At 71.7% G+C, this 20,088-nt stretch carries 20 protein-coding genes; 14 read left to right on the top strand and 6 right to left on the bottom strand.

What is annotated here, in order from left to right; genetic code table 11:
• Positions 1–132 precede the first annotated feature (132 nt).
• Entirely contained in the window at positions 133–990 is an 858-nt protein-coding gene (locus BV907_RS06520; RefSeq protein WP_077488928.1) for a fumarylacetoacetate hydrolase family protein, read from the top strand.
• Positions 991–1,012: 22 nt separating this feature from the next.
• Here BV907_RS06520 and BV907_RS06515 read toward each other — a convergent pair whose 3' ends face one another.
• Positions 1,013–2,428: an MFS transporter gene (locus tag BV907_RS06515; RefSeq protein ID WP_245827827.1), complete on the bottom strand. Its 1,416-nt coding sequence runs from the start codon at positions 2,426–2,428 to the stop codon at positions 1,013–1,015.
• A gap of 151 nt (positions 2,429–2,579) precedes the next feature.
• Between BV907_RS06515 and BV907_RS06510 the strand changes: the two genes are divergently transcribed.
• The gene (locus BV907_RS06510; RefSeq protein WP_077488926.1) at positions 2,580–3,578 is read left to right on the top strand and encodes a trypsin-like serine peptidase; all 999 of its coding nucleotides are present in this window, start codon (positions 2,580–2,582) and stop codon (positions 3,576–3,578) included.
• Between the two features lie 27 nt (positions 3,579–3,605).
• On the opposite strand, the gene BV907_RS06505 is transcribed toward BV907_RS06510, so the two are convergent.
• Positions 3,606–4,013 carry a hypothetical protein gene (locus BV907_RS06505; RefSeq protein ID WP_077488925.1) on the bottom strand — a complete coding sequence of 136 codons (408 nt, stop codon included), beginning with the start codon at positions 4,011–4,013 and terminating at the stop codon, positions 3,606–3,608.
• A 138-nt stretch (positions 4,014–4,151) separates the two neighbouring features.
• Between BV907_RS06505 and BV907_RS06500 the strand changes: the two genes are divergently transcribed.
• The 4 genes from BV907_RS06500 to BV907_RS06485 all read left to right on the top strand — a co-directional run bounded on the left by BV907_RS06500 (position 4,152) and on the right by BV907_RS06485 (position 8,377).
• A complete protein-coding gene (locus tag BV907_RS06500) occupies positions 4,152–4,982 on the top strand; it encodes a methyltransferase domain-containing protein (protein WP_077488924.1) in 831 nt (276 codons plus the stop codon).
• Between the two features lie 45 nt (positions 4,983–5,027).
• A complete protein-coding gene (locus BV907_RS06495) occupies positions 5,028–5,648 on the top strand; it encodes a LysE family transporter (RefSeq protein WP_077489093.1) in 621 nt (206 codons plus the stop codon).
• A gap of 67 nt (positions 5,649–5,715) precedes the next feature.
• Positions 5,716–6,255, top strand: a complete 540-nt coding sequence (locus BV907_RS06490) for a low molecular weight protein-tyrosine-phosphatase (protein ID WP_077488923.1) — start codon at positions 5,716–5,718, stop codon at positions 6,253–6,255.
• A gap of 10 nt (positions 6,256–6,265) precedes the next feature.
• Positions 6,266–8,377, top strand: coding sequence for a chorismate-binding protein (locus tag BV907_RS06485; protein WP_077488922.1), 2,112 nt, complete (start codon positions 6,266–6,268; stop codon positions 8,375–8,377).
• A 122-nt stretch (positions 8,378–8,499) separates the two neighbouring features.
• On the opposite strand, the gene cls is transcribed toward BV907_RS06485, so the two are convergent.
• Positions 8,500–9,969, bottom strand: a complete 1,470-nt coding sequence (gene cls / locus BV907_RS06480) for a cardiolipin synthase (RefSeq protein WP_077488921.1) — start codon at positions 9,967–9,969, stop codon at positions 8,500–8,502.
• A 54-nt stretch (positions 9,970–10,023) separates the two neighbouring features.
• Here cls and BV907_RS06475 point away from each other — a divergent pair, with 54 nt between their 5' ends.
• On the top strand, positions 10,024–10,938 hold the full coding sequence (locus tag BV907_RS06475; protein ID WP_077488920.1) for an aminodeoxychorismate lyase: 915 nt from the start codon (positions 10,024–10,026) through the stop codon (positions 10,936–10,938).
• A 20-nt stretch (positions 10,939–10,958) separates the two neighbouring features.
• Here the strand turns inward: BV907_RS06475 and BV907_RS06470 are convergent, their stop codons facing one another.
• A complete protein-coding gene (locus tag BV907_RS06470) occupies positions 10,959–11,684 on the bottom strand; it encodes a hemerythrin domain-containing protein (protein ID WP_077488919.1) in 726 nt (241 codons plus the stop codon).
• Positions 11,685–11,813: 129 nt separating this feature from the next.
• Between BV907_RS06470 and BV907_RS06465 the strand changes: the two genes are divergently transcribed.
• Both BV907_RS06465 and BV907_RS06460 read left to right on the top strand, forming a co-directional pair.
• The gene (locus BV907_RS06465) at positions 11,814–12,122 is read left to right on the top strand and encodes a hypothetical protein (protein ID WP_077488918.1); all 309 of its coding nucleotides are present in this window, start codon (positions 11,814–11,816) and stop codon (positions 12,120–12,122) included.
• Positions 12,123–12,197: 75 nt separating this feature from the next.
• Positions 12,198–13,178, top strand: coding sequence for an acyl-CoA thioesterase (locus tag BV907_RS06460; protein ID WP_077488917.1), 981 nt, complete (start codon positions 12,198–12,200; stop codon positions 13,176–13,178).
• A gap of 15 nt (positions 13,179–13,193) precedes the next feature.
• On the opposite strand, the gene BV907_RS06455 is transcribed toward BV907_RS06460, so the two are convergent.
• Both BV907_RS06455 and BV907_RS06450 read right to left on the bottom strand, forming a co-directional pair.
• The gene (locus BV907_RS06455) at positions 13,194–14,012 is read right to left on the bottom strand and encodes an SMP-30/gluconolactonase/LRE family protein (protein WP_245827826.1); all 819 of its coding nucleotides are present in this window, start codon (positions 14,010–14,012) and stop codon (positions 13,194–13,196) included.
• A 283-nt stretch (positions 14,013–14,295) separates the two neighbouring features.
• Positions 14,296–15,546, bottom strand: a complete 1,251-nt coding sequence (locus BV907_RS06450; protein WP_077488915.1) for an NAD(P)/FAD-dependent oxidoreductase — start codon at positions 15,544–15,546, stop codon at positions 14,296–14,298.
• 146 nt (positions 15,547–15,692) lie between these two features.
• Here BV907_RS06450 and BV907_RS06445 point away from each other — a divergent pair, with 146 nt between their 5' ends.
• The 5 genes from BV907_RS06445 to BV907_RS06425 all read left to right on the top strand — a co-directional run.
• Positions 15,693–16,103 (top strand): ArsR/SmtB family transcription factor, encoded by a 411-nt coding sequence (locus tag BV907_RS06445; protein WP_077488914.1) that lies wholly within the window; start codon positions 15,693–15,695, stop codon positions 16,101–16,103.
• Positions 16,100–16,597 (top strand): SRPBCC family protein, encoded by a 498-nt coding sequence (locus BV907_RS06440; protein ID WP_077488913.1) that lies wholly within the window; start codon positions 16,100–16,102, stop codon positions 16,595–16,597. The genes BV907_RS06445 and BV907_RS06440 overlap by 4 nt, the downstream gene beginning before the upstream one ends.
• 201 nt (positions 16,598–16,798) lie before the next feature.
• Entirely contained in the window at positions 16,799–18,424 is a 1,626-nt protein-coding gene (locus BV907_RS06435) for a PucR family transcriptional regulator (protein WP_077488912.1), read from the top strand.
• Complete coding sequence (locus BV907_RS06430) at positions 18,424–19,380, top strand: glutaminase (RefSeq protein WP_077489092.1); 957 nt, start codon at positions 18,424–18,426, stop codon at positions 19,378–19,380. Before BV907_RS06435 ends, BV907_RS06430 begins: the two co-directional genes overlap by 1 nt.
• A gap of 53 nt (positions 19,381–19,433) precedes the next feature.
• Positions 19,434–20,088 (top strand): amino acid permease (locus BV907_RS06425; protein WP_139346644.1); only part of this gene is annotated, 655 nt, incomplete at its 3' end.

The following is a 20,088-nucleotide window of genomic DNA, read 5'->3' as shown; positions in this document are numbered from 1 at the left end:
GTTCGCGTGTCAAATGAAGTTGAGTGGAGTGGGCTCAACTTGCTCCCGGCAGCTCCCCGACACTCCCCGGCAGGTATAGTTTCGTGTATTGAGATTTTTATTCCGCATAGTGGATTCACCTCAGGAGGCCCGATGAAGTTCCTCAGACTCGGTGAGCCCGGAGCCGAGCAGCCCGCAGTGCTGGCGGCCGGGACCGACGGCGTCGAGCGCGCCTACAGCCTGCGCCCGCTCACCCGGGACGTCGACGGCGCGTTCCTCGCGGACGACGGCGTGGCCCGCGCCCGCGCGGCGCTCGCCGCCGGGGCACTCCCCTCGCTCGACCCGGCGGGCCTGCGCGTGGGCGCGCCCATCGCCCGGCCGCGGTCGGTCGTCGGGATCGGGCTCAACTACGCCTCGCACGCCGCCGAGTCGGGGGCCGAGCCGCCGGCGGTCCCCGTCGTGTTCCTCAAGCCGACCAGCACCGTGGCGGGCCCCGAGGACGCGGCGCCCTACCCGCCGTCGTCCGCGAAGTACGACTGGGAGGCAGAGCTCGCCATCGTGATCGGGCTCGACGCCCACCGCACGGCGTCCCCGGGGGCCGCGGCAGCGCACATCGCGGGCTACACGGCGGCCAACGACCTCTCCGAGCGCCAGTGGCAGCTCCCTGGCGCCGCCGGGCAGTGGACCAAGGGCAAGTCCGCGCCCGGGTCGACGCCGCTCGGGCCGTGGCTCGTCCCGGCGGACGAGCTCGACGCCGGGTCCCTGCGCGTGCGCAGCTGGGTCAACGGCGAGCCGCGCCAGGACGCGTGCACCTCGGACCTCATCTTCGCCCCGGCGGAACTCGTGCACCACTGCAGCCAGTACATGCTGCTCGAGGCCGGGGACGTGATCCTCACGGGGACCCCCGCAGGCGTCGCCCTCTCGGGGCGCTTCCCCTATCTCTCCCCCGGCGACACGGTCGAGGTCGAGGTCGAGGGCCTCGGGCGGCAGCGGCACGTCGTCGCCCCTTGAGCGCGGGCCGAGAGCGCGAGGCTCACCGCCGTCCGCTGACCTCCGTCCCCGCGTGCCGGGGAAGGAGCAGGCTGTCCGCGACCGAGGCCAGCATGAGCACCGCGATGGCCGCGAAGGCCACGCGGTAGGGGGCCGCCGCAGAATCCGCTGCGGCCGGCCCGGCGGCCTCGACGAGCTGCGCCGCGGCGCGGATGAACAGGGCGCCGACGGCGACCCCCAGCGCGTGGGCGAGCTGCACGAGGGTGTTGGAGATCGCGTTCGCGCTCGGGAGCTGGGGCGAGTCCACGTCGGCGTACTGCACAGTCATGTAGGCCGAGAAGCCGATCGAGCGGAAGACGCCCGAGGCCACGAGGATCGCGAAGAGCAGCGGGTCCGGCCAGTCCGTGCCCGCGAGCGCGCAGAGCGCGAAGGTCCCGGCCGACGCAGCCGCCGCGCCGACGAGGACGGGCCTGAAGCCGAACCGGCGGATGAGCGGAGTCGTGGCCGGCTTGATGCCGATGTTGCCGACGAACACCGCCGCGACCATGAGGCCTGAGCGGACCGGGTCCCAGCCGAAGCCGTCCTGGAGCATGAGCGGGAGCATGAACGGCACGGCGGAGATGGTGAGCCGGTAGACGAAGCCGCCCGTCTGGGTTGCCCGGAACGTGCGCACGCGCAGCACGCCGAAGTCGAACAGCGGCGCGGGCACGCGGCGCATCCACGCCACCGCGGCGGCCAGGGCGAGGAGGCCGACGGCGAGCACCGCCGCTCCGGTCCCCGCCTCGCCGCCGTGGCCCAGCAGCTCGAGGCCGACGACGACGGCGGCGACGCCCGCCGTCGTGAGCCCGAGCCCCGGCCAATCGAGCCGGCGCCCAGGATCCGCGCCGCCCTGCGGAACGAGCCGGAGCGCGGCCACGACCGCCGCGGCGCCGAGTGGGAGGTTGACGAGGAAGATCCAGTGCCACGAGAGGTACTGGGTGAGCGCGCCGCCCACGAGGGGCGCGACGACGGGGGCGAGCAGGCCAGGCCAGACGAGGAACGCGGTGGCCTTGAGCAGCTCGTCCTTCGGGGTGCCACGGAGGACGACGAGGCTCCCGACCGGGACCATCATCGCCCCGGCGAAACCCTGCAGCGCCCGGAATGCCGTGAGGGCGCCGAGGCTCGGGCTCAGCGCGCACAGGAGCGAGGCGATCGTGAACAGGCCGATCGCGCCGGTGAACACGCTCCGTGGCCCGAAGCGATCGGCCAGCCACGAGCCGAACGGGATGCCCATCGCCACGGTCACGAGGTAGGCGGTGATGGCCACGTTCGCGTCGGCGGCGGCCACCGCGAAGTCCGCGCCGATCGCGGGCAGGGCCGTGGTGAGGGCCGTGCCGTCAAGGAACTCCATGAAGAACGTGGCCGCGACGAGCAGCGCGAGCCGGGGGTTCCAGGCGGATGCGGGAGGGGCTGAGGTCACCGTCACAGCGTAGCGACGGCGCGGGGGGCCGGGCCGGGTTCCTGACAGGGCCTCCCCACCCCGGCCGCGACACCATACCATGTCCCCAAGAGTCGCGACGCGCCTCTGGGGGGCGGCCGCGACCGGCCCCGGCGACCCTGGAAGGGACCCGATGGCCACCAAGATCACCACGAGCCTCGTCTCCCTCGCCTCCGCCATCCTCCTGGCCTTGGGCGCGGGCGCCGCGGGCGCCGCGAGCGCCGCGCCCAGCGGCAACGCGGGCGGGAACGGCAGTCCGCAGGCCGCGAGCCACCGCGTCGAGAACGCCGCCGCGGCCGCCGAGTACTGGACCGCGGAGCGCATGCGCTCGGCGGTCCCCGGGGATGTCCTGGCCCAGAGGGCCGTCGCCCGTGGAGGCACGCTGCCGTCCGTGGCACAGGGCTCACCCACAGCCAAGGGCGCACCCACCAAGGTGCAGGGCAAGACCTCACTGCACACGAACGAAGACCCCGTCTCCTACATCGGCAAGGTGTTCTTCACGCTCGGCGGACAGAACTACGTGTGCTCGGGCAACGCCGTCGCCTCCGCCAACCGCAGCACGGTCTCGACCGCCGGCCACTGCCTCAACGAGGGGCCGGGCGCGTTCGTGACCAACTTCGTCTTCGTCCCCAAGTACCTCAACGGCGTCGAGCCGTACGGCAGGTGGGCGGCGACGAGCCTGCACACGACGAACGAGTGGAAGGACCACGGCAACATCGCCTACGACACGGGCTTCGCCGTCGTCGCCCTCATCGACTCGACGGGGAACATCGACCCGACGGTGAAGCTCACCGACACGGTGGGCAGCACGGGTGTGGCGTTCAACATGGATCGAGGCCTGACGTACAAGGCGTACGGCTACCCCGCGGCCAAGCCCTTCAACGGCCAGTCGCTCATCTCCTGCACGGGCCAGGCGGGCAACGACCCCTACAACCCGCAGTTCAACACGCAGGGCATCCCGTGCGACATGAACGGCGGCTCCTCGGGCGGGCCGTGGTTCATCCAGGGCGGGGGTTCCCCCGGGTACCAGAACTCGGTCAACTCCTACGGCTACAGCAGGTTCAAGGTCATGTACGGCCCGTACTGGGGCGATGCCGTCCAGAACGCCTACGCAACTGCCGCTGCCTCCTGACCATCTGCAGAGAGGGCCGGGCCGTCGTCAGTAGGCGGGGTACGTGAGGCTCGCCTGGAGCAGGTCCGGGCTGCCGGCCGCCGACGAGAACCCCACGATGAGGGCGGTCAGGACGACGCTGATCGCGAGCCAGATGGCGCTGAAGCGCAGGAGAAGGTGCAGCTCTGCGCGGCTCACCGAGGCGGTGTCCGTGCGGATGGCGTCGACCTTCGCGCGGAGGACCTCGACGGGGGTCGGGCCGCTGGGCAGGAGCCGGTTCGAGGCGCAGTCGATCGTGCCGTCGGTGAGGGTCGCGACCATGCGGTCCGCGCGGCGGTCGAGGCGCAGGCTCTGGATGCGGCTGCCGTGGCGGGCGAGGAGGATGTCCTCGCCGAGGTGCATCCGGCCCCGTCGGTGAGTGCGGGCACGGCGGCTCGGGTTGTCGATCAGGGACATCGGCGCTCCTCTCAGTCACGGGCACCGTTGCCCAGGGTTTCGTATATGATCCGCCCTTAGCTTACGCGGGCCAAGGACGCCAATTTGACAGAACGGCCCTTTCGTAGCGAACCTCACATGCTCCTGTAACGTGATGCCATGAACGGCGCCGAGAGCAATTCCAGCACTCCGAACGACGTCTACACGCACGGCCATCACGAGAGCGTCGTGCGGGCCCATGCGTCTCGGACGGCGCAGAATTCGGCGGCCTTCCTCGTCCCCCATCTCACCCCTGGGCTGCGCGTGCTCGACGTCGGGTGCGGGCCCGGGAGCATCACGTGCGACTTCGCCCGGCTCGTGTCCCCGGGCGAGGTCCTGGGGCTCGACCGCTCGGAGGACATCGTCGCCCAGGCCCGGGCCCTTGCGGAGGAGCGCGATGTCATGAACGCGAGCTTCGCCGTCGGCAATGTCTACGACCTCGAGCTGGAGGACGAGAGGTTCGACGTCGTGCACGCCCACCAGGTCCTGCAGCACCTCACGGATCCGGTCGCCGCGCTGCGGGAGATGCGCCGCGTCGCGCGGCCGGGCGGCATCGTCGCGGTCCGCGACGCGGACTTCCACGCCATGAGCTGGTATCCCGACATCCCCGAGCTGGACGAGTGGATGGACGTCTACCAGCGCATCGCGAGGAAGAACGGCGCCGAGCCGGACGCCGGGCGGCGGCTCGTGTCCTGGATGCAGGAGGCCGGGTTCACCGACGTCTCGCCCTCGAGCAGCAACTGGCTCTACGCGACGCCCCAGCAGCGGGCCTGGCAGGCTCGGGTCTGGAGCGAGCGCGTGCTCCACTCGGCATTCGCGGAGCAGGCGATCGACTACGGCATCGCTGACCAGACGGACCTGAACCGGATCGCCGCCGGCTGGCACCGGTGGGGCTCGAGCCCTGACGGGTGGTTCCTCATCCCCAACGGCGAGGTGATCGGCCGCGCGTAGATCGGCACGGCGCGGCGCGGACGCCGAGCCCCCTACCCTTGCATGGTGCCGTTCTCCCTCTGGGCGACCCTCCTGGGCGCCAGCATGCTCATCAGCTTCACGCCCGGCGCGGGCGCCATCAACACCATGAGCAACGCGCTCAGTGCGGGCTTCCGGCGCGCCGTCTACGGGGTCCTCGGGCAGCAGGCGGCCCTGATCGTCCACCTCGCGATCGTGGCGGCGGGCCTGGGCGTCCTCGTGGCCAGCTCCCCCCTCGCGTTCAACGTGATCCGGTACCTCGGCGCGGCGTACCTCGCGTACCTGGGCATCCGGCAGTTCCTGCGCCGGCCCGACCTCTCGGCCGAGGCTGTCACGGCGGTCGCGAACGAGCCGGCCTGGTCCATGGTCCGACGGGGCCTGTGGGTGAACCTCCTGAACCCCAAGGCCATCGTGTTCTTCCTCGCCTTCATCCCCGGCTTCGTGCGCCCCGACCAGCCCCTGTGGAGCCAGTACGCGGTCATCGGCGCCACGATCGTGGCCGTGGACATCCTCGTCATGTGGTTCTTCTTCGCCCTCGCGGCCAAGGGCTTCCAGCGCTTCACCCGCAGCGAGCGGGGGCAGCGCGTGGTCAACCGGGTCTTCGGGGTCCTGTTCGTCGGCGTGGGCGTCCTCCTCGCGCTCGTCTGAGCGGGAGTCGGGTCATCAAATCCCTCCGATGCTGGCCGCAGGCGGCAGCGCCCCTATGCTTGAGCCCATGAACTCGATGGCGAGCCCCTACCGGATCATCACGGTCTGCACCGGGAACATCTGCCGCTCGCCCATGGCCGAGTTCATGCTCGTCGAGGCGCTGCGCGCGGCTGGGCTCGAGGGCAGGGCCGCGGTCGACTCCGCGGGCACCACAAGCTATGAGGTCGGGCGGCCGATCGACCCGCGCGCTGCACGCGTGCTCGACGCGCACGGCCTGCACGGCACCAACACGCGCCACACGGCGCGCCAGTTCGACCCCGACTGGTACACGGGGCGGGACCTCATCCTCGCGCTCGACGTCGACCACTACGGCCACCTGCGCGAGCACGCGCCGGCCGGGTCCGAGGACAAGGTGCGGATGCTGCGCGAGTTCGACCCCGCCGTCGACCACCTCGACCCGCTCGAGAAGGGCATCGAGGATCCGTGGTTCGGCGACCAGTCGGACTTCGAGATCACGTGGCAGCTCATCGCGGCGGCGCTCCCCGGCATCGTCGAGCACGTCCGCCGCGAGCTCGACGCGCGCGCCCGGCTGCTCACGGGCGCCTGAGCCGAGACCCATGCCCGCCGCACCCCGCGCTGCCGCGCGCCCGCCGGTGATCATCGCCGTCGACGGCCGCTCGGGGGCGGGGAAGACGACCCTCGCCGTCGAGCTCGCGACGGCGCTGCGCGAGCACCGCAGCGTCGCGCTGTTCCACCTCGAGGACCTCTACCCCGGCTGGGACGGCCTCGCCGCCGGCATCGCCACCTACGCGGACCGCGTCCTGGCCCCGCTGCGGCGCGGCGAGACGGCGCGGTGGCGCGCCTGGGATTGGGCCGCGGGCCGCGAGGGCCACGAGCGCGGGACCGAGCCGGCGGACATCGTGATCGTCGAGGGCGTCGGCGCTGGATCACACGGCGCACGCGGCCTCGTCGACGCCGTCGTGTGGGTCGAGGTGCCCGAGGCCGAGCGAAAGCAGCGCGCGCTCGCCCGCGACGGGGATACCTTTGCTCCGCACTGGGACCGCTGGGCCGCCCAGGAGGTGGCGTGGCTCTCGGACGACGACGTGCCCGCCGCCGCGGCGGTGACCGTTCCCGACGGGGATCCCGCGTCCCGCACCCGCCGGACCGTGGACGCGCTCGCATGCCTGCCGGCGCTCCGCGAGATGCTCGCGCCAGAGCGCGCCCTGCGCGACGCCGTCCCGCTGATGTCCCGCCGCCTCCCCGCGCGGCCCGACGCGCCCACGCTCTTCGCGTCCCTGTACGGGGGCTCGGCGCGGGCCGTGTGGCTCGACGCCTCGGACGCGGGCACACCGGCGGCGGGCCCGCGGAGCCGCTTCAGCGTCATGGCGGACGACGGCGGCGCCCTGGGGCGCGCCATCGTGCACCGAGGCGGGACCACCGAGGTGAGCGGGGGAGGCGTGGTGGCCACGTTCGCCGAGCCGTTCTTCCGCTGGCTCGGGGCGGACTGGGGCCGCCCGCAGCCGGGGCCGGAGGGGCTCGCGTGCGGCTTCGCGCTCGGGTGGATCGGCTACCTCGGGTACGAGCTCAAGCGCGAGTGCGGGGGCAGCGACGTCCCCGCCGGGGTGCCCGACGCCCAGCTCGTCGGCGCCGGGCGCGGCGTCGTGATCGACCACGAGGCCGGGGAGGTGTGGCTCCTCGCCCTCGAGGCCCCCGACGCCGCCGAGTGGCTCGAGCAGGCGGCCCGGGCGGTCGAGCAGAGCGTCGCCCCGGTGGTTGGGCGCAGCGCCGCCCCGGTGGCTGAGCGCAGCGAAGCAGAGTCGAAGCCGCCAACCCACGCCGCCCCCGCCTTCACCGCCCGCCATGCCTCCGAGGACTACCTCGCCGCAGTCCGCACCGCGCAGGCCGAGATCGCGGAGGGCAACACCTACGAGGTCTGCCTCACGACGACTCTCGAGGCCCGTGTCCCCGCCGGCGCCCCGGCCGCGGACGCGTGGGCCGCGTACCGCGCGCTGCGCCGGCGCAGCCCCGCGCCCTTCGCGGCGTTCGCGCGGTTCGGGCCGCTGGCCGTCGCGAGCACGTCTCCCGAGCGGTTCCTCTCCATCTCGGCGGACGGCGCGCTGCGGGCCGAGCCGATCAAGGGCACGCGCCGCCGCTCCCCCGCGGCCGAGCTCGCCACCGAGGCCGGCCGCCGGCGCGACGCCGAAGTGCGCGCCGAGCTTGCGGCGAACCCCAAGGACCGCGCCGAGAACCTCATGATCGTGGACCTGCTGCGCAACGACCTGAGCCACTTCGCCGTGCCGGGCTCGGTTGCCGTGTCGCGGCTGTTCGCCGTCGAGAGCTACACAACGGTGCACCAGCTCGTCAGCACGGTCGACGCCCAGCTCCGCCCCGGGGCGTCCCGCGCAGAAGCCATCGCGGCGGCCTTCCCGCCCGGGTCCATGACCGGTGCGCCCAAGGTCAGCACCATGAACATCCTCGACCGCCTCGAGCGCGGCCCCCGCGGGGTCTACTCGGGCGCCATCGGCTACTTCTCGCGCACGGGCGCCGCGGACACGTCGGTCGTCATCCGCACCCTGGTCGTCGAGCAGGCGGACGACGGCGGGGCCCGCCTCGCGCTCGGCGTCGGCGGCGCCGTCGTGGCCGACTCGGACCCCGCCGACGAGTACGAGGAGATCCGCACGAAGGCCTTCGCGGTGCTGAGCACGCTGGGAGCCGAGTTCCCCGGCTGAGCCGCCACGCGCCGTCGTGCGCGGGACCCGCCTCGGCGGCACAGGCCCCCATTTCGGCGGCACACGACCCCACCTCGGCGGCACAGGCCCCCACCTCGGCGGCACAGGCCCCCACCTCGGCGCTACTGGAGGGTGGCCGTGAGGCGGGCGACGTTGTCCACGTACCGGCTCAGGAGCGGCCGGCGGCGCCACGAGTCGAGGTCGAGGGGATTGCTGATCTCGCGGTACATGTCCTCGACGCGGCGCATCTGCCCCACGATCGCCGAGCCCGGGAGCATGAGCGAGACCTCGAGGTTGAGCGAGAACGAGCGCATGTCCATGTTGGATGAGCCCAGGACGGCCACCTCGTCGTCGACCGTGAAGTGCTTCGCGTGCAGGACGAACGGCTTGGGGTAGCGGTAGATCTTCACGCCCGCCGCCAGGAGCGCCTCGTAGTACGACTGCTGCGCGTGGTGGACGAGGAACTGGTCGCCCTGCTCGGAGACGAAGAGCTCGACGTCGACCCCCCGCTGGGCTGCGGTGGTGACGGCGTAGAGGAGCGAGTCGTCGGGGACGAAGTACGGGCTGCAGATCGAGAGCCGGTGCTGGGCCGAGTAGATGAGGGTGTTGAACAGGCGCAGGTTGTTCTCGTTCGCGAACGCAGGCCCGCTCGGCACGACCTGCGCGGCGGACTCCCCCACGTGCTCGGCGGGAACCAGCTGCTCCTCGAGCAGGTCGTCAGTCTCGGAGAGCCAGTCGGTCGCGAAGACGACGTTGAGCGTCGTCACGGCCGGGCCCTCGAGCCGGGCCATGAGCTCGACCCACTTCCGGCCGAGGCGCCGGTGCCGGGGGTTGCGGTAGGAGCGCTCGACGAGGTTGAGCGAGCCCGTGAACGCCACCTCCCCGTCGACGACGAGGATCTTGCGGTGGTTGCGCAGGTCCACGCGGCGCCACTGGCCGTGCACCGGCAGGAGCGGGAGCATGCGCCGCCAGTGGATCTTCGAGGCCCTGAGCCGGCGGATGAGGTCCCGGTAGCCGCGGATCCGCAGCGTGCCGATGTGGTCGAACAGCACGCGGACCTCGACCCCGCGTTCGGCGGCCTCCTCGAGGGCCGTGAGCAGCCCGTTCGTGATCTCGTCCGAGCTCATGATGTAGAACTCGGCGTTGACGAACCGCTCGGCGCCGCGCACGGCCTCCGTCATCTCCGCGATGGCGTCCTCGTAGCCCGGGATGAGCCGGACGGCGTTGCCGCCGACGATCGGCAGCGAGCCGAGGCCGCGGTTGAGCTGGGCCGCCGAGTGCAGCCACTCCGGCCCTGGGAGGTCGATGTCGACGTCGTGCGAGCCCGCGAGCGCGGCCCGCACCCGGGCACTGACCTCCTGCTGCTGCTCGCGGCGCCGGCGGGACAGGCGGAAGTTGCCGAACAGGAGGAACAGGACCAGCCCGACGGTCGGGATGAAGAAGATGGCCAGGAGCCAGGCCATCGCCGTCGTGGGGCGCCGGTTGCCCGGGATGATGCCGAGTACGGCGAGGCGGATGACGAGGTCGACGACGGCAAGGAGGAACGTGACCCAGTCCGGCAGGAACCCCACGAGCGGGAGCTGGAACAGCATGTGCTCAGCCTACGGTCGTCCGGGTCCCGGACGGGCTCGGCCTAAGCTGTCCCCATGACTTCCACCGTGCTCGTCTTCCTCGACCCCGCGCACCCCGACGGCCGGGTGGAGGACGCCTCGAAGCCCCAGCTGTTCGTCACGGACCTCGGAGCGACGCGCGGCGACGGGGTGTTCGAGACGCTCCTCGTCATGGACGGCCACGTGCGCAAGCTGCCGGCCCACCTGCGCCGGCTCGCCTCGAGCGCGCGGCTGCTCGAGCTGGACGTCCCGGAGCACGAGGCCTGGGAGCGCGCGGTCGTCACGGCCCTGGACGAGTACCAGCGCGAGGTCGGGCCCCTCCAGGAGGTCGTCGTCCGGCTCGTCGCGACCCGCGGCGTCGAGGGCGCCCACGCGCCGACGTGCTGGGTCTCCGCCTCCGCCCCCCACCCCAACGCGAAGCGGCAGCGCGAGCATGGCATCGACGTCATCCTCCTCGAGCGCGGCTACGACTCGGCCATCGGCGAGCGTGCCCCGTGGCTCCTGCTCGGTGCCAAGACGCTCTCCTACGCCGTGAACATGGCGGCCCTGCGCTACGCGCACGGGCAGGGCGCCGACGACGTCATCTTCACCTCCTCGGACGGGAAGGTCCTCGAGGGGCCCACCTCGACCGTCCTCGTCGCCCACGCTGAGACGGACGACGCCGGCAGGGTAACCGCGAAGCGGCTCGTCACCCCCCAGCTCGACTCGGGCATCCTGCCGGGCACGTCGCAGGGGGCGCTGTTCGCGGCGGCGAAGGAGGCCGGGTGGGAGCTCGGCTACGGCCCGCTCGAGCCCGAGGACCTCTTCGACGCCGACGCCGTGTGGCTCATCTCCTCGGTGCGGCTCCTGACTCCGGTGAACCGCCTCGACGGCAAGGCCATCGGCGCGGATCCGGAGCTGGTCCGCGCCCTCACGGCGGAGCTCGCCGTGCTGTTCGACCGGATCGCCTAGGCTCCGCGGCAGGGCCGCCACTACAGGGTCGCGGGGACCTCGCGCCCGGGGAACAGCGTCGAATACTGCTTCCGGTAGAGCCGGCGGCCCAGCAGACGGTAGGCGAGGCGGATCGGGGCCGGGATGTCCTTGAAGAGCTCCTCGCGCTCTCCCGGCGGGTTCGTCGCCAGGACCAGCCCGAGGTAGGCGAGCATGACCTTCACGCTGAACTCGTCCTGGCTGTGCTTGGCCATGGAGGCCAGTTCCTCCTCCGTCATCACCTTCTCGACCGCCGGCATCACCTCGGTGACCTCCCGGCGCAGGTGCACTTTGAGCAGGGCGGACAGGTCCGCGTAGCGCTGGGCAAGGTCCTCGCCGGCAAGGGAGTCCGCGGCCGTCATCCACTGCAGCCGCAGCGGCTCGATCGCGACGAGCCGCTCGGCGACCTGGCGGTGCTGCTCGATCATCTGCTCGGCATGCAGGGCACAGGCGGGCGCGCGCTGGGAGAGCTTGGGGTACATGAGCGCGTCTTCGCTCTCGTGGTGCACGTGGAGCAGCCTGTCGAAGGTCCCCAGCACCTCTCCCACGTAGGAGGCGCGCTCGGTGTCGCCCGGCTGGGCGGACCGCACGAGGCCGGGCGCCTCGTCGTAGGCCCACAGGAACACGCGGTGGACGCGGCGCATGGCCGCGGTCCCGGCGCAGAGGGCGGGCCCGGGCGGCACGGGGGCCGCGGTCTCCCCAGGATGCATGGTGAAGAAATCGGACATCGAGCAACCCCAATCAGTGTCCCCCAGATGGAACGCTCCCGAGTTGAGGATAGGGTCCGGGGAGGTCACACGCGAGGGGCCAGCCGAAGGCTCTGGCGCGTGCCGCCGTCGGGCGTCTAGCGTGCAGGTATGCAGGACGGCGACCGCGCGATACCTCCCCCGGGGCTCCCAGCCCTCGACGACCAGGCCCCGCTGGACAAGGGCTACACGCAGGAGGAGCACTACGGGCACAATCAGGACTTCACGGTGCTGCGCGATCCGAAGCGTTACGCGGATGCCCCGCCGGGCGAGCCGCGGCACGAGGTCGATCCCCCGGCCGACGGGAAGAAGAAGCGGCGGCGCGGCCACGCGTTCGGTCTCGGCACCTCCGGCGCGGGCGGCATCCCGGACTCCACGGGCCACGCGCATACCGGCTTCGGGGACCCCGACCGGGACTGACTCCGACGGGCGCCGGGGCGTGACGTCGCCGACAAACCCTCGCGCGCGCATCCCCGCTGCGGAACACTGGCTCCCATGACGACACACGACGCCGACGCGCCCCTGAGCAACGAGGTCACCCTCCGCTTCCTTGCGGCCCCGACGGACCTCGGCCGCGCGGGCTCGGTCGACGCCGGGACGGTCCTCGAATGGGTGGACAAGGCCGCCTACGCCGCCGCCGTGGGCTGGGCGAAGACGTATTGCGTGACGGCGTATGTGGGCAACATCCACTTCGCGGACCCGGTCAACGTCGGCGACATGGTCGAGGTCACCGCGACGATCGTCTACACCGGGCGCACGTCGATGCACATCCGCACGGTCGTCTCCTCAGGCGACCCGAAGGGCGGCACGCCGACGATGCGCAGCCAGTGCCTCGTGATCTTCGTGGCCGTGGGCGCGGACGGCAAGCCCGTCGAGGTGCCGCGCTGGGTCCCGCAGACCGACGAGGAGCGCGAGGCCGAGGCCCAGGCCGTCGCGCGGATCAGGGTTCGCGACGAGATCGTCGAGTCGATGAAGGGCCAGGAGTACTCGGACGCCGGCACCGCGGAGCGCGTCGTCCTGCGCTTCCTCGCCGCGCCGACGGACGTGAACTGGGGTGGCAAGGTCCACGGCGGCACGGTCATGAGGTGGATCGACGAGGCTGCCTACGTCTGCGCCTCGCGCTACAGCGGCCGCGACACCGTGGCGGTGTTCTCGGGCGGCGTGCGGTTCTACCGGCCCCTGCTCATCGGCGACGTCGTCGAGGTCGAGGCCCGGCTCGTCTACACCGGGAACAAGGGCATGCACATCGCGGTGCACGTCCGCTCGGGCTCGCCGAAGGGCCACGAGCTCAACCTCACGACGTACTGCCTCACCATCATGGTCGCCCGCGACGAGACCGGCGCGGCCGTCCCCGTCCGCCACTGGGAGCCGGCCTCCGCCGAGGACCGGCGGCTCTGGGAGCACGCGCGGGAGCTGCTCGAGATCCGGGGCAGGGCCCCGGGCGGCCGGGTCCCGAACCACCTGCTCGATCGCTGACGGCCTTCCCTCGGATCAGCGGGCAGGCACTCGGACAACCTCGAAGGGTGTTCCGGCGCCCGAGAAGAACTGCGCATTCACGACCGCGAGGGTGTTGCCGAACAGAGCCGCCGTCGCCGGCGACTGGAAGGCAGTGCTCGCATTGACCGCCTCAGTGGTTGCTGCAGAGAAGTCGGAGTTCACCGCCATCCTCGCGACGCTACCATTCGCGGTATTCTGCACGACCCACACAGTGTGTCCTCGGAGGAGGATGCCGTCTGGACTGGCGAGGGCCCCCTCGGTTACTCCATCGATCGCGATGGGGGCGCTAGCGCCCGTTTCTGGATCGACGGTGAAGAGGGATCCCAGCCCGGTATGGGCGACGATCAGAGTCTTGCCGTCCGGGCTGGCAGCAATGCCGTTGAGGTTGAAGGGCAAGCTCGTATCGGCGCCCGGACCAGAGAGCTCCAACCGCTCAACCTCACCGAGCTGCCCGCTGGGGCCGACCGGGAGGAAGTACAACGCGGCCTCGCTGGAATTCGTGAACCATGCCCCCTCGGTGGTGAGGGCCACGTCATTGATGAAGCCCGTGGCCAAGTGGACGGTGGCAACGTCATCCCCTGTCTTCGTGTTGTACACGTAGGCCTGGCCTGTGGGCCCACCTGCGACGAACAGCAAGTTGTGGGCGATGTCGGCCTTCATCCCGACGGCAATCCTGCCGTCCGGCGCGTCGATGAAGCGCGAGAGGGTGCCGGACCGTATGTTGCCGCGGTAGATGTCTCCGGTGAAGAGCTCGCCCTGATAGAAGGTGTAGCCCGCTCCGGCGGCAATGCCCTCGGCGGACGTCAGCGGCACCACGAAGCTGGAGCTGGACCACGACGGCGCCGCTGAGGCGGAGGGTCCTGGAACAAGGACGGCGGCAAGTGCCGCGAGCCCTGCGGCGGCGAGACGTCGCCTGAGGCCTTGGGTGGCGCGGGACGGGGTGTGATGGCGAAGCATCGTCGCTCCCTCGGAACGAAACGGTCGCGCGAGAGACCCCAGCCGAATTCCGCGTGTTGGTCCTGTCAGTGTAGGCAGGGCATACGGAATGCGGCCAGAGCCCGCGTCGACTCGTAGTTCCGGCCGATCAGCGTGAGCGTCAGTCCCGGCTCTCCCTCGGGAGCAGGACGTACGAGCGGCGGTGCGTGAGGAAGTCGCTCGGCCAGCTCACGAGGGCCCGGATCTTCTGCAGGCTGCCCGAGAGCAGCACAACGTGCACGGCGAGCCACGCGAGGAACGCGAGCGGGCCGGTCATGAGGATGCGCTTGCGGCCGATCTCGGCAACGGCGGAGCCGCGCCCGACCATGGCCATGTAGCCCTTGTCGACGTACTTGAACGGCTCGCGCGGCTGCCCGGCGAGGTCGGCGAGGATGTTCTTCGCCGCCCACTTGCCTGACTGCAGGGCCACGGATCCGAGCTGGGGCAGGAGGGTGCCGCGCGTGTCCGTGATGTTCGCCGCGTCGCCGAGCACGTAGATGCCCTCGGCGCCGGGCGCGGTGAGGTCCGGGTTGACATCGACGCGACCGCCACGGCCCTGCGCCAGGCCCGAGGCGGCGATGATGGGACCGGCCTTGAGCCCGCCGGCCCACACGACGATGTCCCCAGGGATCTCGGTGCCGTCCACGAGGACGACCTTCTCGGGGGTGACCTCGGAGACGCCGACCCCGAGCTTGACCTTGACTCCCATCCGCTCGAGGTTGCGCCGCGCGTAGGCCTTGGACCTGGCAGCGAAGGCGTTGAGCACGTCCGGGAGCATGTCCACGAGGTGCACGTGGGAGCGGGCCGCTAGCTCGGGCGAGAAGTACTGCGGGAGGACGTAGCGGATGGTCTCGGCGACGGCCCCCGCGGTCTCGACGCCGGTCGGTCCCGCGCCGATGACGACGACGTGCAGCTCGCCGCCGTCATCGTCCTTGTCCGCCCGCTCGAGCGCGGCGACCAGCGAGGACCCGAGGTCCACGGCGTCCTCGACCGAGTAGAGCGGGAAGCCGTGCTCCTGCGCGCCGGGGATGCCGAAGAAGTTGGCCTCGGCGCCCGAGGCGATCACGACGATCCGCGCCTGGTAGGCGCGCCCGTCCGCCGTCGTGATCTGCCTGGCCTCGGTGTCCACCGAGGTGACCTCGGAGACCAGTACGCGCACGTGCTGGTGGCCGCGGAAGATGTCCCGCAGCGGCCGCGCCACCTCGGAGACGCCGAGCTGCACCGTGGCCGTCTGGTAGAGCAGGGGCTGGAACTGGTGGTAGGAATTCTTGTCGATCAGGAGGACCCGGACGCCCTTGCGCCCGAGCTCACGCGCCACGGCGACGCCCGCGAACCCTCCACCGACCACGATCACCTCGAAGTTCTCGTCCACCTTCGGCACCCTACCCGTTGGGCTGGGCGGTGTGAACGGTTAGCTGCCCTGGCTGCCCGGGGCGGGCGGCCGCCGGCCCGCGCCGAGCCCGGCGACACGAAAGCAGGCCTTGCCACCCGCCGTCGTGCGCGCTAACCTACAACCAAATGGTTGTATATAAGCCCAGCTCACGAGACCGGCTGGAGGAGGCGGACATCGACCGCATCTTCCAGGCCCTCGCCGACGCGACCCGGCGGGACATCCTGCGGCAGTCGATGCTGCGGGAGCAGTCGGTCTCCGAGCTGGCGCGGAACTACTCCATGAGCTTCGCGGCGGTCCAGAAGCACGTCGCGGTGCTTGAGCGAGCACTGCTCGTCACCAAGGAACGGCGAGGGAGGGAACAGATCGTGCACTCCAACCCCGCCGCCCTCCGCAGGGCGGCCCGCCTGCTCGACGCCTACGAGGCGCTGTGGCGGGACCGCATCGATCGCCTCGGAGACCTGCTCTCCGAACCAGGCACCGAGGCACCACGTCCAGACACGCCAGGCAATGACACCCGGAAGGACACCCAGCAATGACCTTCGTCAGCAGCAGCAAGGACACCGAGAACCTGACCCTCACCCTCGTCGCGGAGTTCGCCGCGGACGCCAAGCGCGTGTGGCAGGTCTGGGAAGACGCGCGCCAGCTCGAGCGCTGGTGGGGCCCGCCCTCGTATCCGGCCACCTTCGTCACGCACGAGCTCTCCCCCGGGCACCGCTCGCACTACTACATGACGGGCCCCGACGGCGAGCAGCCCCATGGCTGGTGGGAGGTCACGAGCGTCGAGGCGCCGGACCGGCTCGAGTTCATCGACGGCTTCGCCAACGAGGACGGCTCCCCCCAGGACCCCGAGGACACGTCGACGACCGTCGTGACCCTCGACGAGGACGGCGGCACGACCCGCATGACCATGGTCGCCTCGTTCCGCAGCCTCGAGCAGCTCCAGCGGATGGTGGAGATGGGCATGGAGGAGGGCCTGAAGGAGGCCATCGGCCAGATCGACGCGATCCTCGCCGAGTCGCCGGTGAAGTAGCCCCGGCGCCAGGAGGGCGCACGACGGCGGGCGCGCACCCGCCGTCGTGCGCCCCGCCGCGCGCTGGGGCCCGCTTTGTTCCCACGTCCAAGAAGGGGAGCATTTTCCTGTGCCCGCACCCACGGGGCCGGCACTGTGAGCCGCCTAACATGGTGGGTCACAGCGGCTCCGACAGAGCCGAGACGGTTCAAGGAAGAGGCAGTGGGCTCCACCATCAACAGCATCCTCGCGGACCTCCCGCCGGGATGGGCACACCACAGGCTGGACGCGGCAGGCGCGGATCCCGCCGTCACCCGCGTCCTCGTGCTCGAGGCGGCAGACTTTGCCGACAATTCTGAGGCGCTCGCCTCGGGGGCGCACCCGGACGTGCGCTCTGCGCTCGTGTGCCTCGTCGGCGCGCGGGGGCGGGCCGCCGTCCCGGCCATCGGGCGGCTGGTCCAGGCCGGAGCGGCGGCCGTGGCCGTCAAGGGGGACCGGACCCCCGAGGCCGAGGAGCTCTGCCGGGCCGCCGGCGTCGGGCTCCTGCTCGTCGCCCCGGAGGTGCCGTGGGACCGCATCGTCGCGACCGCGACGTCCCGGGTGAACGACGCCGAGCCCCAGGCCGCGGCCATGGCCCTCCTCGAGGAGGACCTGTTCGCCCTGGCCCAGACGACCGCGAGGATCACGTCGAGCCATGTCGTGATCGAGGACGCCGCGAACCGGGTGCTCGCGTACTCGACCGTCTCGAACAACATCGACGAGCTCCGCATGGCCTCGATCCTGACCCGGCGCGGGCCGCGCGAATACGAGCTCATGCTCAAGGACCTCGGCGCCTACCGCGAAATGCACCGCACGCGTGGGGTGGTCCGCGTGCCGGCCCGGCCGGAGCGGGGGCTGCGAGAGCGCGCCGCGATCGCCATCTTCGCCGGCGAACGCATCATGGGCTACATCTGGCTCCAGGAGACTGGCGAGGGGTTCGGCGACAACGTCACGTACGCCCTCACCGGCGCCGCACGGCGCGCCGCATCCGAGCTGATCCGGTACCGGAACCAGCAGTCCGTCACCATGCACGAGGACCGCATCGGCCGGCTCCTCTCCGGGCCGGCGGAGGCCGAGGCGTTCGCCAAGACCCTCGGCGTGGCGGCCGACGCGCCGTCGTGCCTCCTCCTCGTCAGCGTCTCCCCTGCGGACGCCATGGCTGAGGACGCCGAACTCGTGCGCGGCCAGCTCGCCGACCTCGTCGCGCTGCACGCCGCCGCCTTCAAGGGCTCCGCCATCGTCGGGCAGCTCCGCGGGCGCACCGCCGTGGTCCTGCCCGCCTTGGCGGCCCGCACGGACATCGCCGCGCTGCGCTCGCTCGGGAGCCTGATCGTCGCCGACGCGAGCCGTCACCTCGGCGTCACGGCGTTCGTCGCCGTCGGCCGCATCGTCCCGAGCCTCACGGCATTGCGCGCCTCGCATGACGAGGCGGACGCCGTCCTGGACTCCCTCCTGCGGGGCAACGGCCTGCAGGTCGCGGCCATCGGGGACGTCGAGACGGACGTCCTCCTGCACGAGGCCGTCACGCGCTTCGCCTCCTCCGCGTTCAGGCACCGGGCGCTCACGGAGCTGCTGACCACGGACCGGGAGCTCGCCGAGACGCTGGCCGGCTACTTCGCGGCGTCGATGGACGTCACCGCGTGCGGGCAGGCCATGCGGGTGCACCGCAACACCGTGTACTACCGGGTGGCCAAGGCCGAGCGCCTCACCGGCCTCGACTTCGGCAACCCCTCGCACGCCACGATCGCGCAGCTCCACCTGGGCCTGTGGTCCCGCGGGGCGCTCGACGGCGCGGGGGCGGCCTCGTGATGGGCCTCGCCACCGCGCTCCCTGCCGGCGGCGGACGCGGGCCCGGGGCGCTCGAGCTCGGCGGCCTCCTCGAGGACCTCGTGCGCGTCCACCGGCCCGCCCGCCCGCTCGGCTCGGTCCCTGCCTCCATCCCGCACCTGGCCGGCGTCGACTTCAGTCGCTTCGGCATCGCCGTCGCCACCGTCTCGGGCGAGGTGTTCTCGGCGGGCGATGCCGCCCTCCCCTTCTCGATCCAGAGCATCTCGAAGGTGTTCTCGCTCGCCCTGGCCCTCGGGCACGACGGCGGGGGCGGCCTCTGGCAGCGGGTCCTCCGGGAGCCCTCGGGCACGGCCTTCAACTCGCTCGTGCAGCTCGAGGCCGAGGGAGGCATCCCGCGGAACCCGTTCATCAACGCCGGCGCGCTCGTCGTGACAGACCACCTCATCGAGGCGTTCGGCGACGCGAGCGGAGAGGTGCTCCGGCTGCTGGCGTCGCCCTCCGGGCGCTGCTCGGTCAACGAGGAGGCGTTCGCCTCCGAGCTGGCCCGCAGCGAGCGCAACTTCGCCCTCGCCCACTTCCTCGCGGACCTGGGCAATCTCCGGAACCCGGCAGACGCCGTCGTCCGCCACTACGTCCGCCAGTGCTCGGTCGAGATGTCGTGCGCCGATGTCGCCCGGGCGGGGCTGTTCCTCGCGAACGACGGCGTGGGGCCGGCCGGGCGGGTCGTCTCCCCGTCCGTCGCGAAGCGGATCGGCGCGGTCATGCTCACGTGCGGGATGTACGACGCCGCCGGGGAGTTCGCCTACCGCGTCGGGCTGCCCAGCAAGAGCGGGGTGGGCGGCGGCATCCTGGCCATCGTGCCGGGCGTGTGCGCCATCTGCGTCTGGAGCCCGCGCCTCGACGCCCACGGCAACTCCCTCGCGGGGACCTCGGCCCTCGCCGAGCTCACCGACAGGACCGGCTGGTCCATCTTCTGACTCCTGCTCGTTCTGATTCCTGGTTCCTGCTCGCCCCCTCGAAAGGATCACCCATGCCCACTGAACCCACTGAGCTTGCTGTCGGTTCGGTCCCTGACCACCTCGAGGATCATGGCCACGCGCACGCGGCGGACCACGTGCTCCATGCCGAGGACGCGGGCTACCACAAGGGCCTCAAGGCCCGGCAGATCCAGATGATCGCGATCGGCGGTGCGATCGGCACGGGCCTGTTCCTCGGCGCCGGCGGCCGGCTCGCCGCGGCCGGGCCCTCGCTCGTGCTCTCCTACGCGATCTGCGGCGCGTTCGTCTTCCTCATCCTGCGCGCCCTGGGCGAGCTCGTCCTGCACCGGCCCTCCTCGGGCTCCTTCGTCTCCTACGCCCGGGAGTTCTTCGGCGAGAAGGCCGCCTACGTCTCCGGCTGGTTCTACTGGATCAACTGGGCGATGACCACCATCGTGGACATCACCGCCGCGGCCCTGTACATGAACTTCTTCGGCCGCTACGTGCCCTGGATCGGCGCCGTCCCGCAGTGGGCCTGGGCCCTGATCGCCCTGGTCCTGGTCCTGGCCCTGAACCTGGTCTCGGTCAAGGTCTTCGGCGAGATGGAGTTCTGGTTCGCCCTCATCAAGGTCGCCGCGCTCCTGTCCTTCCTCGTCCTGGGCATCTACTTCGTGGCCTTCGGCACCCCCACCGGCGCACCCACCGGCC

The sequence above is a fragment of the Sinomonas mesophila genome (assembly GCF_001999765.1).
In the GTDB taxonomy this organism is placed as follows: Bacteria; Actinomycetota; Actinomycetes; order Actinomycetales; family Micrococcaceae; genus Sinomonas; species Sinomonas mesophila.
Note: the sequence above shows the minus strand (reverse complement) of the source record. Positions and strands in the feature narration are given on the sequence as shown.

Excerpts from the sequence above, each read along its gene's own strand:
- BV907_RS06520 (WP_077488928.1), top strand. The coding sequence starts at position 133 with ATGAAGTTCCTCAGACTCGGTGAGCCCGGAGCCGAGCAGCCCGCAGTG.
- BV907_RS06510 (WP_077488926.1), top strand. The coding sequence starts at position 2,580 with ATGGCCACCAAGATCACCACGAGCCTCGTCTCCCTCGCCTCCGCCATC.
- BV907_RS06505 (WP_077488925.1), bottom strand. The coding sequence starts at position 4,013 with ATGTCCCTGATCGACAACCCGAGCCGCCGTGCCCGCACTCACCGACGG.
- BV907_RS06500 (WP_077488924.1), top strand. The coding sequence starts at position 4,152 with ATGAACGGCGCCGAGAGCAATTCCAGCACTCCGAACGACGTCTACACG.
- BV907_RS06490 (WP_077488923.1), top strand. The coding sequence starts at position 5,716 with ATGAACTCGATGGCGAGCCCCTACCGGATCATCACGGTCTGCACCGGG.
- BV907_RS06485 (WP_077488922.1), top strand. The coding sequence starts at position 6,266 with ATGCCCGCCGCACCCCGCGCTGCCGCGCGCCCGCCGGTGATCATCGCC.
- cls (WP_077488921.1), bottom strand. The coding sequence starts at position 9,969 with ATGCTGTTCCAGCTCCCGCTCGTGGGGTTCCTGCCGGACTGGGTCACG.
- BV907_RS06475 (WP_077488920.1), top strand. The coding sequence starts at position 10,024 with ATGACTTCCACCGTGCTCGTCTTCCTCGACCCCGCGCACCCCGACGGC.
- BV907_RS06470 (WP_077488919.1), bottom strand. The coding sequence starts at position 11,684 with ATGTCCGATTTCTTCACCATGCATCCTGGGGAGACCGCGGCCCCCGTG.
- BV907_RS06465 (WP_077488918.1), top strand. The coding sequence starts at position 11,814 with ATGCAGGACGGCGACCGCGCGATACCTCCCCCGGGGCTCCCAGCCCTC.
- BV907_RS06460 (WP_077488917.1), top strand. The coding sequence starts at position 12,198 with ATGACGACACACGACGCCGACGCGCCCCTGAGCAACGAGGTCACCCTC.
- BV907_RS06445 (WP_077488914.1), top strand. The coding sequence starts at position 15,693 with ATGGTTGTATATAAGCCCAGCTCACGAGACCGGCTGGAGGAGGCGGAC.
- BV907_RS06440 (WP_077488913.1), top strand. The coding sequence starts at position 16,100 with ATGACCTTCGTCAGCAGCAGCAAGGACACCGAGAACCTGACCCTCACC.
- BV907_RS06430 (WP_077489092.1), top strand. The coding sequence starts at position 18,424 with ATGGGCCTCGCCACCGCGCTCCCTGCCGGCGGCGGACGCGGGCCCGGG.